The organism is Streptomyces sp. NPDC107454, from assembly GCF_055582885.1.
The window spans coordinates 334,957-349,149 of sequence record NZ_JBVJPA010000005.1 but is presented as its reverse complement, the minus strand read 5'-3'; the positions used below and the strand labels follow the sequence as shown (position 1 = coordinate 349,149).

The following is a 14,193-nucleotide window of genomic DNA, read 5'->3' as shown; positions in this document are numbered from 1 at the left end:
GTTCCACTCAAGTCATTGCTGGAGGAATTGAAATGGCACGTGCGGTCGGCATCGACCTGGGCACGACTAACTCCGTCGTCAGCGTTCTTGAAGGCGGCGAGCCCACCGTCATCACCAACGCAGAGGGCGCCAGGACCACGCCGTCCGTCGTCGCCTTCGCCAAGAACGGTGAGGTGCTCGTCGGCGAGGTGGCCAAGCGCCAGGCGGTCACGAACGTGGACCGGACCATCCGCTCCGTGAAGCGTCACATGGGCACGGACTGGAAGATCGAGCTCGACGGGAAGAACTTCAACCCGCAGCAGATGAGCGCCTTCATCCTGCAGAAGCTGAAGCGCGACGCCGAGGCCTACCTGGGCGAGAAGGTCACGGACGCGGTCATCACCGTCCCGGCCTACTTCAACGACTCCGAGCGCCAGGCGACGAAGGAGGCCGGCGAGATCGCGGGCCTGAACGTCCTGCGCATCGTGAACGAGCCCACGGCCGCCGCCCTCGCGTACGGCCTGGACAAGGACGACCAGACGATCCTCGTCTTCGACCTCGGTGGCGGCACCTTCGACGTGTCCCTCCTGGAGATCGGTGACGGCGTCGTCGAGGTGAAGGCCACCAACGGCGACAACCACCTCGGTGGTGACGACTGGGACCAGCGCGTCGTCGACTACCTGGTGCAGCAGTTCCGCTCCGGTCACGGCGTGGACCTCGCCAAGGACAAGATGGCGCTCCAGCGTCTGCGCGAAGCCGCCGAGAAGGCGAAGATCGAGCTGTCCTCGTCCACCGAGACCTCGATCAACCTGCCCTACATCACGGCCTCCGCCGAGGGCCCGCTGCACCTGGACGAGAAGCTCACGCGCGCTCAGTTCCAGCAGCTCACCGCGGACCTTCTGGAGCGCTGCAAGACGCCGTTCCACAACGTCATCAAGGACGCGGGCATCAACCTCTCCGAGATCGACCACGTCGTTCTCGTCGGTGGCTCCACCCGCATGCCCGCCGTCGCCGAGCTCGTCAAGGAGCTGACCGGCGGCCAGGACGCCAACAAGGGCGTCAACCCGGACGAGGTCGTCGCCATCGGCGCCGCCCTGCAGGCCGGTGTCCTCAAGGGTGAGGTCAAGGACGTCCTGCTCCTCGACGTCACCCCGCTGTCCCTCGGCATCGAGACCAAGGGCGGCATCATGACGAAGCTCATCGAGCGGAACACGACGATCCCGACCAAGCGGTCCGAGATCTTCACCACCGCCGAGGACAACCAGCCGTCCGTCCAGATCCAGGTCTACCAGGGCGAGCGCGAGATCGCGGCGTACAACAAGAAGCTCGGGATGTTCGAGCTGACCGGTCTGCCGCCGGCCCCGCGCGGTGTCCCGCAGATCGAGGTCGCCTTCGACATCGACGCCAACGGCATCATGCACGTGACCGCGAAGGACCTGGGCACGGGCAAGGAGCAGAAGATGACCGTCACCGGCGGCTCCTCGCTGCCGAAGGACGAGGTCGACCGGATGCGCCAGGAGGCCGAGCAGTACGCGGACGAGGACCACAAGCGCCGCGAGGCCGCCGAGACCCGCAACCAGGGCGAGCAACTCGTCTACCAGACCGAGAAGTTCCTCAAGGACAACGAGGACAAGGTCCCGGGTGACGTCAAGACCGAGGTCGAGGCCTCCATCGCCGAGCTGAAGGAGAAGCTCAAGGGCGAGGACACCGCCGAGATCCGCACCGCCACGGAGAAGGTCGCCGCGGTCTCCCAGAAGCTCGGCCAGGCCATGTACGCCGACGCCCAGGCCGCGCAGGCCGCCGGTGGCGCCGAAGGTGCCCCCGGCGCCGAGCAGGCCAAGGCCGATGACGACGTCGTCGACGCCGAGATCGTCGACGAGGACCGTAAGGACGGTGCCGCGTGACGGAGGAGACCCCGGGCTTCGAAGAGAAGCCTGACGTCCCCTCCGGCGCCACCCCTGACGACGCCGAGTCGCAGGCCGCCACCCCCTCCACGGAGGAGGCGGCGGCCCCGGCCGGGGACGCATCAGCAGCACAGATGGCCGGTCTGACCGCACAGCTGGACCAGGTCCGTACGGCGCTCGGCGAGCGCACGATGGACCTCCAGCGGCTCCAGGCCGAGTACCAGAACTACCGTCGTCGGGTCGAGCGCGACCGGATCGCGGTCAAGGAGATCGCCATCGCGAACCTCCTGACCGAACTCCTGCCTGTGCTCGACAACATCGCCCGCGCGCGGGACCACGGCGAACTGGTCGGCGGCTTCAAGTCGGTGGCCGAGTCGCTGGAGACCGTCGCGGCGAAGATGGGCCTCCAGCAGTTCGGCAAGGAGGGCGAGCCCTTCGACCCGATGATCCACGAGGCCCTCATGCACTCGTACGCGCCGGACGTCACGGAGACGACGTGCGTGGCGATTCTGCAGCCGGGGTATCGCATCGGCGAGCGCACCATCCGCCCCGCGCGGGTGGCGGTCGCCGAACCCCAGCCGGGGGCGCAGACCGGCAAGGCGGACTCCCAGGATTCCGCCGAGGCGGCCGACGACAAGGAGAGCGGTGGCCCGGACGAGGGCTGACGTTGAACGCATGAGAGAGGAGGGGCGTCGAGGATGAGCACCAAGGACTTCATCGAGAAGGACTTCTACAAGGTCCTCGGCGTCCCCAAGGACGCCACCGAGGCAGAGATCAAGAAGGCGTACCGGAAGCTCGCCCGCGAGTTCCACCCGGACGCCAACAAGGGCAATGCCAAGGCCGAGGAGCGCTTCAAGGAGATCTCCGAGGCGAACGACGTGCTCGGAGACCCCAAGAAGCGCAAGGAGTACGACGAGGCACGCGCCCTCTTCGGCAACGGCGGCTTCCGTCCGGGTCCCGGCGCGGGCGGCGGCAACTTCAACTTCGACCTGGGCGACCTCTTCGGAGGCGGCGCCCAGGGCGGAGCGGGGGGTGCCGGCGGCTTCGGCGGCGGCATCGGAGACGTCTTCGGGGGCCTGTTCAACCGCGGCGGCGCGGGCACGGGTACGCGGACCCAGCCCCGGCGCGGCCAGGACATCGACACCGAGGTGACGCTCAGCTTCACCGAGGCGGTGGACGGCGCGACGGTCCCGCTGCGGATGACGTCCCAGGCGCCCTGCAAGGCCTGTTCGGGCACCGGCGACGCGAACGGCACACCGCGGGTGTGCCCGACGTGCGTCGGTACCGGCCAGGTCGCACGGGGCTCCGGCGGCGGCTTCTCGCTCACGGACCCCTGCCCGGACTGCAAGGGCCGCGGTCTCATCGCGGAGAACCCCTGCGAGATCTGCCACGGCAGCGGTCGTGCCAAGTCCTCGCGCACGATGCAGGTCCGCATCCCGGCGGGGGTGAGCGACAGCCAGCGCATCCGCCTGCGCGGCAAGGGCGCACCCGGCGAACGGGGCGGCCCGGCAGGCGATCTGTACGTCACGGTCCACGTGGACGCCCACCCGGTCTTCGGCCGCAAGGGCGACAACCTCACCGTCACCGTGCCCGTCACCTTCGCGGAGGCGGCACTCGGCGGCGAGGTGCGCGTACCGACCCTGGGCGGCCCCCCGGTCACCCTGAAGCTGCCCCCGGGCACGCCCAACGGCCGCACGATGCGGGCCCGCGGCAAGGGTGCCGTCCGCAAGGACGGTACGCGCGGCGACCTCCTCGTCACCGTCGAGGTCGCGGTCCCCACGGACGTGTCGGGCAAGGCTCGCGACGCCCTGGAGGCGTATCGCGAGGCAACCGCGGGCGAGGACCCGCGGGCGGAGCTGTTCCAGGCCGCGAAGGGAGCATGAGCAGATGGACGGTCGTCGTCGAAACCCCTATGAACTGACCGAGGAGACCCCGGTCTACGTCATCTCGGTGGCGGCCCAGCTCTCCGGCCTGCACCCGCAGACCCTGCGCCAGTACGACCGCCTCGGCCTGGTCTCCCCGGACCGCACCGCCGGCCGTGGCCGGCGCTACTCGGCCCGCGACATCGAACTGCTCCGCACGGTGCAGGCGCTGTCCCAGGACGAGGGCATCAACCTGGCCGGCATCAAGCGCATCATCGAGCTGGAGAACCAGGTGGCCGCGCTCCAGTCCCGCGTCGCGGAACTGGAATCGGCCCTGGACGGCGCGGCTGCCGCGATGCAGCAGCGCGAGGCCGCGGTGCACGCCTCGTACCGCCGCGACCTGGTCCCGTACCAGGAGGTCCAGCAGACGAGCGCGCTGGTGGTCTGGCGGCCGAAGCGGCAGTCGGACTAGTTGCACGTACCGAAGGGGGTGGGGAGGTCGACGACCTCCCCACCCCCTTCGGCGTTCCTCAGGCGACGTTGAACGTCAGGTGGGTGGACGGGCCGACGCGCCCGTACACGTCCACCGTGGCCACCTCGACGATGTAGATCCCGCTCGTGGGCGGTGTCCAGGTGAGGCTGCCGTTCGTGGTCTGCGCGTACGTGCCGCCGGTGACGCGCCACTGGTACCCGCCGATGACGCGGTCGTCGCCCGCGGGGCGGGTCATCGTCACGGTGACCGCCTGGCCGGGTCCACCGTGCCCCGCACAGTCGTTGGCGGTGCACTCGGTGTACGGCGCCGAGAGCGCGAGCAGCGGAGGCAGCGGCGCCGTGGACGTCGCCGGGGTGACGCGGTCCACGGAGACGACGTCGGAGGGCGCCGACTCCCTGCCCTGCGCGTCGAGCACCACCACGTAGTAGGACGCGCGGCCCGCCGGGGCCCCGGTGTCCGAGAAGAGGGTCGAGTGGGGCGAGCCGACCCGGTTCCAGGCGGCGGAGGCGTCGGTGCGGCGGTAGACGCGGGTGCCGTACACCGCCCCGTCCGTCGAGTACGCCCAGGTGAGTTCGGTGCCGCTGTCGTGCGGGGTGACCGTCACGCCGGTGGGCGCCGCCGCGTCGCCGGGGGCGGGCCGGGTCGCGGTGACAGCCTCGGACACCGAGGAGATGTTCCCGTACGCGTCGACGGCCTGGACCGTGTACGTGACGGCGGTGCCCGCGGGGGCCCGGAAGTCGTTGAACGAGGTGCCGAGGACCAGGTCCGGCCCGTCCGGGTCCGACTGCCCCTCGGGCGCGGCCCACAGCTCGTAATGCTCGACGTCGTCCGAAGGGGCGTTCCAGCGCAGCGCGTTGCCCGCCGTGGTGCCCTCCGCCGTCAGACCGGTGACCTGGCCGGGCGCGAGGGTGTCCGGGGCGCCGGTGTCGGCGGTCGCGGACGGGACGGACTCGTTGCCGACCGGGTCCAGGGCCGTGACCCGGTAGTACAGGCGCTGATGGATGTCGGCCGAGGTGTCCCGGTAGGAGACGTCCGGCACGGAGGACACGAGCTGCTGGAAGGGGCCCTGCGGGGCGCTCGCCCGGTAGACGCGGTAGGCGGCGGCACCGGAGACCTTGTTCCAGCCGAGGGCCACGGAGCCGGTGCTCACCTTGGCGCCCAGGCCGCCGGGCGCGGCGGTCGGGGTCCGGTCGACGGTGGTCACGGCCTGGTCGGCGGTGCCCGTCGACTCGTTGCCGGCCTTGTCGTAGGCGCGGACCTCGTAGTAGTAGGTGTCGCCGGTCGCGGGCACGGTCGTGTCGGTGTACGAGGTGGCGGTCGTCGTACCCACTCTCGTCCAGGTGGCGCCGCCCTTCAGGCGGCGGTAGGCGCGATACCCCGCGAGGTCCATCTCCTTGTTCTTCGCCCAGGTCAGTTTGGCCTTGCCGGTGGCTTTGTCGTACGCCACGGAGGTGCCCGTGGGGGTGAGGGGCTTGACCTTGTCGACGGCGGCGGTGGTGCGGGGGGTGTAGGCGAAGGAGACGTTGGCGGCGCCTGTCCAGTTGGCGTAGTCGACGCGGAGGGTGTGCTTGCCGGAGGGAATCGTGACGTTGACGGTCTTTTTGACCGTCGAGGAGACGTTCTTCCAGAGGTCGACCTTGCGGGTGCCGTCGAGGTAGACGCGCAGGCCGTCCTGGGCGGCGACGGGAAGGGCGAAGGGGCCTCCCGAACCGAAGTCCCTCGTCTCGGTCCAGCGGACGCCGAAGTTGTCCTTCGGGAGGCCGGAGGCGGGTGCTTTCGTGCCCCAGTTCTCGCTGACCGCGGCATCGCAGTCCGTTTTCTTCGGTGTGCCGGAGAAGGTGGTGTTCGCGTAGAACTGCCGCTTGTACACCGGTGATGCGCAGCTGCTCGCGGCGGAGGCGGGCGCCCCCGAGACGGCGAGCAGGCCCCCGGTGGTGGCGATCGTCAGCGTCACGGCGAGCGCCGGTCCGCTCCGCCCAACTGGTCTCATGTTTCCCCTGTTTCATGCTGCGAGGTGTGCGGCCACCTTCGAGACTCCCGGATGTGGGGGAGGGTTGTATGTCGCCGGGGAGCGCGTGACGCAAGTCAATCAGAGGGGTTCTGTGGAAGTGACGGCGCACCCCCTTCCCATCGTGTTCACTTGGGGAACACAGAATGCTGTTGCCATCTCGTTAAGTGGTTACTCCTTGACGCTGAGGTGATCGCCGCGTTGGCTTTCAGCCACCTGGGTCGCAAAGCAGCTACCTCGCCCGGAAGGCACCTGATGTGAACACTCGTAACACCCGGCTTCGTCGTACCGCCATAGCCCTGGCCTGCTCCGCGATGACCGTTTCCCTCGCCGCCTGCGGTGTCGTGGACGGGATCGGCGGCAGCAACACCAAGGCGAGCCCGACCAAGGGTGACGACATCACGGTTGGCCTGCTCCTCCCGGAGAAGGCCAACACTCGTTACGAGAAGTTCGACTACCCGATCATCAAGCAGCAGGTCGCCAAGCTCACCAACAACAAGGGCAAGGTCGACTACGTCAACGCGGGGCAGGACGCCTCCAAGCAGAGCCAGCAGTTCCAGCAGATGGTGGCCGACAAGGTCGACGTGATCCTCGTCGACGCGGTGGACTCCAAGGCCATCGCGAGCGATGTGCAGAAGGCCAAGGACGCGGGCATTCCCGTCATCGCCTACGACCGTCTGGCGCAGGGCCCGATCGACGCGTACATCTCCTTCGACAACGAGCTCGTCGGCCAGGTGCAGGGCAAGGCGCTCCTGGAGGCGCTGGGCACCAACGCCTCCACGAAGAAGATCGTCATGATGAACGGCTCGCCCACCGACCCGAACGCGGCGCAGTTCAAGGCGGGCGCCCTCGGTGAGCTCAACGGCAAGGTCGTCATCTCCAAGTCGTACGACACCAAGGACTGGGACCCGGTCGTCGGCAAGGCCAACATGGAGAAGGCCATCTCGGCCATCGGCCTCAGCAACATCGCCGGTGTCTACTCCGCCAACGACGGTCTCGCGGGCGCCGTCATCGACGCCCTGAAGACCATGGGCGTCAGCAAGGTGCCGCCGGTCACCGGCCAGGACGCCGAGCTGGACGCGGTGCAGCGGATCGTCCGGGGCGAGCAGTACATGAGCGTCTACAAGTCCTACCCCGACGAGGCCTCCGCGGCGGCCGAGATGGCGGTGGCGAAGGTCCAGGGGCGTGGCATCGAGTTCGACGCGCTCACCCGCGACAAGGTCGACAGCCCCACGAACAAGAAGATCCCCTCCCAGCTGATGCCCGTGGTCGCCCTGACCAAGGCGAACATCAAGGAGACGGTGATCCAGGACAACATCTACACCGTCAAGCAGATCTGCGCGGCCTCGACCAAGGTGGACTGCACGGCGATCGGCCTCAAGTAGACGAACGCGCGGGAGCCCTGGGCGAGGGGCTCCCGCGCGTTCGGCGGACCGGGGTTCAGCGTCCCATCGACTGCCAGATCGTCAGCGCCAGCGCCGTGCACGAGGTGGCGGCCGCCAGCGAGGGCAGGGGCCAGCGGGTGCGTTCCAGGGCGTCGAGGCGGGACTCGTGTTCGTCGAGGGTCTTGTCGGTCTGGTCCGCGCGCTGCAGGAGGAGGGCGAGGTCGCCGCGGGTGGTGGCGAACCCGACGTCGACCGAGCGGCGCAGCCGCTCCAGTTCCAGGGCGACGCTCTCGGCCTCAGTCGTCGGCATCGGCGGTTTCTCCGCGGGAGGGCCCGCGCAGCCACCCCGGCAGCAGCCGGTCCACCGCGGGCATCGACATCACCCGGCTGAGCAGCGCGGCGCCGCCCACGACGGCCGTGAGCGCGGGTACGTCCCGGACCAGCGGGTCCTCGGCGACCAGCGGCAGGACGGTGATCAGGGCGAACAGGGTCTGGAGTGTCGTACGCAGGGTTCTGCGGCCGGCGTCGCTCATCTCCGGGCTCCTTTCGGGTGCTCCAGTGCTTCTCGGGTACGTCCGGCCCCCTAGGCGCGCGGGACGCGCAGCTTGTCCCAGCTGGTGCGGCCCGGGGTGCCGTCGGCGTCCTTGCCGACGTAGCCGAGCGCGCGCTGCCAGGTCGCGTACGACAGGACGTCGGCCTGCGTCCACACCGGGCCGGGGCCGGTCGAGTAGCGCCCGCACCCCTCCGCGACCAGCCGCTCGCCGACGGCTGTGATCAGCGGACTGCGGCGGCCGAGCGCGAAGAACGCGGCGCCGGGGAAGGGTTCGTACGGGACCGGTCGGGAGCCGAGCCGGGTCGCCACCCGTTGCCGCATCCCGGACATCGAGAACGACGGGTCGATCTTGCGGCGCGTCCACTCCTTGTGCGCGATCACGCTGGCCGCGGACCAGCCATGGGCGCGGCAGATCGCGGCGGAAAGCCGTTCCACGGCGGCGAGTTGGGCGGCCGGGTAGGGGTCCCGCCCGTTGCCCAGGTTCTCGATCTCGAAGCCGTAGAAGCGGGCGTTGCCGTCCACGGCGTCGGGTCCGGGGGCGGGCAGTGCGGCCCGTTCGGCCCGTACGGCCTCCAGGACCGCGGTCGAGCCCGAACCGGCGTGGTTGGTGCGGCCGTAGCCGACCAGGTGGACGGTGCCGTCCTTGGTGATCAGGCCGATGCAGAGCGGGCCCGGCAGGTCCGCGGTGCCCTCGCGGCACAGGCGGAGGCTGTCGATGCCTGCCGTGTGGTGGAGCATGACGCCGTGGACCGGGCCCCAGGCGCCTTTGCTGTTGCGGTTGTGGGTGCGCCAGTTGCCGCTCTCGGAAAGGACGACGCCCTCGTCGCGCAGGGCGCGGGCGAGGGCGTCGGCGGTCAGTGGTGTGGCCATGTGTGCCTCACATCACGGGAGTTACGGTGATGAATCGGTTGGCGAAGGTCGCGGTGCTGGTGGTCGCGGCCGACTTGTAGGCGGCGGTCGCGGTGTAGACGCCGTTCACGGTGAGCCCGGTGACCTGGAACTGGGTCGTGACGGAGCACTGGTTGGTGCCGGCACCGAGCGCCGCGCGGGTGTCGGCGGCGGCGAGCGCGACCGTCGTGTTCAGGCGGATGTTCGCCGACATGTGGCAGGCCGTGGCCGCGCTGCTGCTGACGCGCGCGCCCACCGAGACGAGCACGGCGCCGGAGGCCGGAGCGGTGAAGGTGACGGTGGTCGGGTCGCCGGTGGAGCCGGTGAGGGTCTCCACGTACGCCGTCGACGTCGTCGTACCGGCCGTGGTGTTGGCCTTGTGGACCGGGCCGGGCGCCAGCTGCGTCCAGGCGCTGCCGGTGTGGTACCAGTACTGCTTGGGCGTGCCGAGCCAGCAGAGCATGCCCGCCACCGGGGCGGTCACCTTGGCGTCGCGGGTCGCGGCGTCCGCGAAGCGCAGCACGGTGCGGCCGTCGACGGCCTCCGCGAGCGACTGGATGTGCACGGGGATGTTCGCGGCGTCGGCCGGCTGCGGGTAGGGCAGGCTGCCGAGCGGGGTGAGCAGGGCCATGACGGCTTCCTCCTGGATCCTGGAGTGCGTACGGGACGACTGATCGCGTACGGGGCGCGCGTACGGGACGAGGGGGCGGTCAGTCGCCCAGGGACGGCGGGAGCGAGCCGGCCGGTGTGCCGCCGTCGCCGTCGCGTGCCGCGGCGCTGTCGACCGGGACCGGATGCGCCACGTTCGCGTCGTCGTCGGCGGTCTCCGGCGGTGGTTCTTCCACGCGCGGTTCTTCCGGGGGCAGTTCGCTCATGCCGCACCTCCCGGCGCCTTGAGCAGTTCGCGGTAGGTGATCCTGCTGGTGGTCAGAGCGTCGAGTGTGGCGTTCTGGGCGTCGATCAGGGCGTACGTCCGCTGGTTGCCGTACTCCGGATCGACCGGCGGGTCCGGGGTGAGCCCGGAGTCGGTCGGAACGCCGTTGTAGGAGGTACCGCGCAGGGTCAGCGTCTGCTGGGGGGCGGCCCCCGCCTGGCAGGTGGTGCGGATGCCCACGACCCAGGCGAGGGTGTCGAGCGCGGCCCCGCTGGTGTCCACCACCCGCACCACGTCACCGAGTTGGATGCGTGGATCGTGCAGCACCTCGACCTCGCCGAGCACCGGGACCGGGTAACGGCCGGCGTCGAGCATGGCGTGCGAGAGGTCCGAGGCGACCTGATGCTGTTGCACCCAGTCGGTCGCGGGCGCCTGGTAGACCTGCTTGCCGTAGGCGGCCTGGCTGGTGGTGTTGTACCAGGCGAACGACCGCCGGCGGGGATCGCCCGTGCGCTTCTGCGGGACGATCTGCACGGAGGGCTTGCCGTCCTTCGTGACCGTCCAGACGCTCGCCGTGCCGTGGTTGGCGAACCGCACGAGGTAGTTCGGGCCGTCGCGCCGCGAGCTGACCGTCACCGCGCCCTTCACGGAGGTGCCACCGGCCGCCGCGCTGCCGAAACGGACCCGATGGCCGCCGACGGGTGCCACGTCGTCCTCGATCTGGAGCGGGCCGACATCGAGTTCTTCCTCGGCGATGGCGTACGCGACCTCCACCCAGCCGCCCGGCCTGACCTCCCGCACGACGGTGTCGGTGACGGTGTCGCTGTAGGTGTGGCTGATGCCGGTCCAGTCCTGGTAGGGCTGTTCGCAGTGATTGCGGCAGGCGTCGATCTCCTCGGAGACGGTGAGGGCGGCGATGTCGCGCCGGGTGGTCACCGTGAGATCCGGCCCGGCGGGCACCGTCCGGAACCGGCCGGGCCCGCGCCAGCGGAAGACGCCCTGCTCGTCGAACTCGGCGGTGGACATGGTGGCGCGGGCGATCTCGGTGAGGGCGTCCCACTGGGAGCCGGAGATCTTCGGCACGTCGTAGAGCGGCACCGTCGCGTCGTCGAGCACCGCGCCCTTGGCCCAGCGGCCCTTCTGCTCCCACTCCTCGGCGGTGTACGAGTCGAGGTCCGGCCAGGAGCGGTCGGTGACCTGGAGGCATTCGACGGCCACGTCGGTCTTCAGGCTGATCTGGTACAGCTCGGAAGGGGGCTGCACCGAGGAGGCGTCGGAGAAGGTGAAGGGGGCCGTCGGCGGGGTGACGTACTCCCCGTCGGGTGCGGTGAGCCGCGGGTACACGGTCGCCGGGGTGTTCCCGCCGACGGCACCGGCCCGGGTGTCCACGGTGAACCCGAGGTGCCACACGCCCTTGAGCGAGGCGAGCTTGGGAATGGTCCAGCTGGCGACCAGACCGCCGCCGCCGACCGTGCCCGAGGTGATCTTCACGACGCCGGTGGCGAAGTAGACGTTCAGGGCGTAGTTCCCGTACGTGCCGGCGCTGCGGTCGAAGATCAGCTTGAGTTCGAGTTCATTGCCCACCGCGAGGGCGGTGTTCACATGCAGCTCGGCCTGGAACACCTTCCCCGCGACGACGAAGCGGGAGCGCGGCATCCAGGACGCCGTGAGCCCCGCCGCCTTCGGCATCAGCGCCATCTCGTACGGCGCCCCGTCCCGCACCCAGGAGTAGGCGGAGGGGGCCGGGAAGGTCTCGGGCTGGCCGTAGGCGGCGTTGAAGCCGCCGTGCAGTGCGGCATAGAGCGCGGTGAACGGCCGGGTGGTGTCGTCGGCCACGCCGGGGGCGCGGGGCGGCGGGCAGCTGTGGATGCCGCCCTGGCGCAGGATCTCGTCCACGCACCAGGTCGCGGTCGCCACGGGCTGCCCGTAGCGCAGCCCGTGGTAGGGCCGTGGCAGTTGCGCGGGGCCGCGCAGCCGTTCCGCGCCGTCGAGCGCCTGGACGGTGACGGTGTCGCTGCCGGACGCGGCCGTGCGGGACCGGACGGCGCCGCGGAAGGCGGGGACGGTGCGGTCGTTCGCGCCCGCCGCGTGGACCACGGACTGCCCGGGCCGTACGACGTCGCCGCTGCCGCGGGGCGACCAGGCCGAGTACAGCCGGGGCGCGGGCGCACCGCTGCCGCCGAGCGACAGCTCCAGCTGGGCCGAGGCACTCCCGGAGAAGGCGCGCAGCGCCTCGGGCAGATCGGTGCTGTAGGCCCGCTCCACCTTCCAGGACTGCACCTGGCCGCCCATCTCCCGGCCGCCGAGCCGGGTGGAGTGGGCCGGGATCCGCTCGGTGGCGGCGAGCGCGGCGGCGAGCGTCTCGTCAGAGTTCTGCACCGCGCACCTCCACGAGGTCGACGCTGACGTTGCGGTACGGCAGCCGGGCGGACGGGACATCGCTGTACGCGGTCACGGACATCGCCGGGCAGCCGTCACCGAGTGCGTGGGCGGCCGGGGCCTCGCCGATGGTCAGGCAGGCTCCGGCCAGCCCTGCTGGGCCGGCCGCGCCGGGTCCGCCGACCGGGGTGACGAAGGCGGCCCCGGCCGGGGCGACGCCGGAGACGGTCGGTCCGTTCGCGGACGAGGTGCTGAGATATGTCCCGTCGGCGGTCTTCCAGTCGAGCTGGGCGGTGGCGAGTGCCGGGTTCCAGTCGGCCGGGACCAGCCAGGACACCTGCATGCCGGGCATCACCGGCCAGCCGGTCCATATGCCGTGCCGCCAGCCGATCCGGGTGGTCTCCTGGAAGCCGGCGACGACGGTGTCCCCGGTCAGGGGGCTGACGACCAGGGTGCCGGTGATGGCGAACCAGTGGTCGGTGCCGTTGCTCTCGCTCTGTGCGGCGGCCTGGTAGGGGTCGAGCAGGTTCACCGAGGCCGGGTCGAGCACCGCGAGCGGACCGTACGACGTCTGCGCGCTGCCCAGCAGACCGGGCCCGTTGATCCGGCGGGCGAGCCGGGAGAGGTGCTGGGCGTCGTCGGGCGCGAGGGAGTCCCAGGAGAACTTGAGCCGGCGGACGGTACGGGCCGGGGCCACGGTGGTGATCCGCCCCTCCAGGGACTTGAACTCCGTGACGTTGAGTTCCGCCGACCGGTCCCAGCTCTTGGCCGCCTGGTCGATCTCCCGGAGAAGTCCGGGCTTGCCGATCCAGAGATTCCTTGCCATGTCCCTGCCTCACCTCCGGGCGAGCTTGCGCTGTCCGAGCTGGACGGCGCGCGCGATGGTCTGGGAGTCCACGTCGATCTGGACGGGCCGGTCGGCGAGCGCCTCGACGGCGGCGGCGAGCCGGCGCAGGCCGCCGCCGGAGCCGAGCATCCGCTCCAGCCGGGACAGCGGGATGACCGCCTCGGGCTCGCCGCCCTCGCCGACGAGAGCCAGGGTGCCGCCGGTGCGGGCGCGCACGATGCCGCCCTGGGCGAGCTGCGGCACCGGGATGGGGGACAGATCGAAGGCGAAGCCCTTGCCGCCGATGACGGGCACCCAGTCGGGGACCTTGAACTTCACGTGGTTCAGGCCGCCGATGAGGACGTTGAGCCCGCGCACCAGCATCCGGGTCGGAGTCAGGAACCCGTTCACCACGCCCTTGAACAGCGGCCCGAGGATCTTCGCGGCCGACTGCGAGGAGGACTTGATGTGGCTCCAGGCGGCGGTGAGGCCCTTGCGGACGAGGGCGGTGACCTTGTCCATGTTGACGAACTGCGTGATGAGCGGGGTGAGCAGCGTCATGACCAGCCCGAACGGGTTGGCACTCATCGCGAGGTTGAGCCCCTTCTGCGCGGTGGACGCCCCCTTGAGTCCCTTCCCCAGGCCGCCCATGGACTTCCCGCCCTTGTCGGCGTTCTTCCCGGCCTTCCCCACGGACTTCTCGACCGCGTCGGCCTGGTTCTTCACGTCCTTGAGGGCGGCCTTGGTCTTGTCGGCGGAGGACTTGAGCTTGTCGAGGGAGGTCTTGAACTTGTCGGTGGCGCTCCTGGATTTGCCGAGGGCGGTGTCGGCGCCGGTCAGTGAGCCACGCAGCTTGCCCACGGCGGTGTTGGCCCGGGTGAATCCCGAGTCCACCCGCGCCAGCGGCGCTGCCGCGGCGGAGGCTCCTCGCTGCAGTCCGCTCATCGCCCTGGCCGTGCTGTCCAGCCCACCGCGGAGCCTTTGGAGACTGTCCGCCACGTTGAGCACGGATTGTCTGAGAGTCATGTCTGTCACCTCTTCC

14 protein-coding genes are annotated in these 14,193 nt (G+C 70.5%); 5 read left to right on the top strand and 9 right to left on the bottom strand.

Features of this window, described 5'->3' with window-relative positions:
- The first annotated feature begins 32 nt into the window (after positions 1-32).
- The 4 genes from dnaK to ACZ69M_RS14520 are packed head-to-tail and all read left to right on the top strand — an operon-like array spanning position 33 to position 4,217.
- A complete protein-coding gene (gene dnaK, locus ACZ69M_RS14535) occupies positions 33-1,883 on the top strand; it encodes a molecular chaperone DnaK (protein WP_067374231.1) in 1,851 nt (616 codons plus the stop codon).
- Positions 1,880-2,548, top strand: a complete 669-nt coding sequence (gene grpE, locus ACZ69M_RS14530) for a nucleotide exchange factor GrpE (protein ID WP_470049816.1) — start codon at positions 1,880-1,882, stop codon at positions 2,546-2,548. Before dnaK ends, grpE begins: the two co-directional genes overlap by 4 nt.
- Before the next feature lie 33 nt (positions 2,549-2,581).
- On the top strand, positions 2,582-3,766 hold the full coding sequence (gene dnaJ / locus ACZ69M_RS14525; protein WP_054231330.1) for a molecular chaperone DnaJ: 1,185 nt from the start codon (positions 2,582-2,584) through the stop codon (positions 3,764-3,766).
- A gap of 4 nt (positions 3,767-3,770) precedes the next feature.
- Positions 3,771-4,217, top strand: a complete 447-nt coding sequence (locus tag ACZ69M_RS14520) for a heat shock protein transcriptional repressor HspR (protein WP_054231331.1) — start codon at positions 3,771-3,773, stop codon at positions 4,215-4,217.
- A gap of 58 nt (positions 4,218-4,275) precedes the next feature.
- Here ACZ69M_RS14520 and ACZ69M_RS14515 read toward each other — a convergent pair whose 3' ends face one another.
- A complete protein-coding gene (locus tag ACZ69M_RS14515; protein ID WP_470049813.1) occupies positions 4,276-6,228 on the bottom strand; it encodes a PA14 domain-containing protein in 1,953 nt (650 codons plus the stop codon).
- Between the two features lie 275 nt (positions 6,229-6,503).
- On the opposite strand from ACZ69M_RS14515, the gene ACZ69M_RS14510 reads away from it, so the two are divergent.
- Positions 6,504-7,631, top strand: a complete 1,128-nt coding sequence (locus tag ACZ69M_RS14510) for a sugar ABC transporter substrate-binding protein (RefSeq protein WP_470049811.1) — start codon at positions 6,504-6,506, stop codon at positions 7,629-7,631.
- A 55-nt stretch (positions 7,632-7,686) separates the two neighbouring features.
- Here ACZ69M_RS14510 and ACZ69M_RS14505 read toward each other — a convergent pair whose 3' ends face one another.
- The 8 genes from ACZ69M_RS14505 to ACZ69M_RS14470 form a co-directional block, all read right to left on the bottom strand.
- Complete coding sequence (locus tag ACZ69M_RS14505; protein ID WP_095853492.1) at positions 7,687-7,941, bottom strand: hypothetical protein; 255 nt, start codon at positions 7,939-7,941, stop codon at positions 7,687-7,689.
- Entirely contained in the window at positions 7,928-8,164 is a 237-nt protein-coding gene (locus ACZ69M_RS14500) for a putative antibiotic biosynthesis monooxygenase (protein ID WP_099921498.1), read from the bottom strand. The genes ACZ69M_RS14505 and ACZ69M_RS14500 overlap by 14 nt, the downstream gene beginning before the upstream one ends.
- A gap of 50 nt (positions 8,165-8,214) precedes the next feature.
- The gene (locus tag ACZ69M_RS14495) at positions 8,215-9,054 is read right to left on the bottom strand and encodes a peptidoglycan-binding protein (protein ID WP_470049809.1); all 840 of its coding nucleotides are present in this window, start codon (positions 9,052-9,054) and stop codon (positions 8,215-8,217) included.
- Positions 9,055-9,061: 7 nt separating this feature from the next.
- The gene (locus ACZ69M_RS14490; protein WP_470049807.1) at positions 9,062-9,703 is read right to left on the bottom strand and encodes a hypothetical protein; all 642 of its coding nucleotides are present in this window, start codon (positions 9,701-9,703) and stop codon (positions 9,062-9,064) included.
- A 79-nt stretch (positions 9,704-9,782) separates the two neighbouring features.
- Positions 9,783-9,947 (bottom strand): hypothetical protein, encoded by a 165-nt coding sequence (locus ACZ69M_RS14485; RefSeq protein WP_352051457.1) that lies wholly within the window; start codon positions 9,945-9,947, stop codon positions 9,783-9,785.
- Positions 9,944-12,325 carry a hypothetical protein gene (locus ACZ69M_RS14480; protein ID WP_470049805.1) on the bottom strand — a complete coding sequence of 794 codons (2,382 nt, stop codon included), beginning with the start codon at positions 12,323-12,325 and terminating at the stop codon, positions 9,944-9,946. Before ACZ69M_RS14480 ends, ACZ69M_RS14485 begins: the two co-directional genes overlap by 4 nt.
- Positions 12,312-13,151: a hypothetical protein gene (locus ACZ69M_RS14475; RefSeq protein WP_470049803.1), complete on the bottom strand. Its 840-nt coding sequence runs from the start codon at positions 13,149-13,151 to the stop codon at positions 12,312-12,314. Before ACZ69M_RS14475 ends, ACZ69M_RS14480 begins: the two co-directional genes overlap by 14 nt.
- Positions 13,152-13,160: 9 nt before the next feature.
- Complete coding sequence (locus ACZ69M_RS14470) at positions 13,161-14,177, bottom strand: hypothetical protein (RefSeq protein ID WP_470049801.1); 1,017 nt, start codon at positions 14,175-14,177, stop codon at positions 13,161-13,163.
- Between the last annotated feature and the right edge of the window lie 16 nt (positions 14,178-14,193).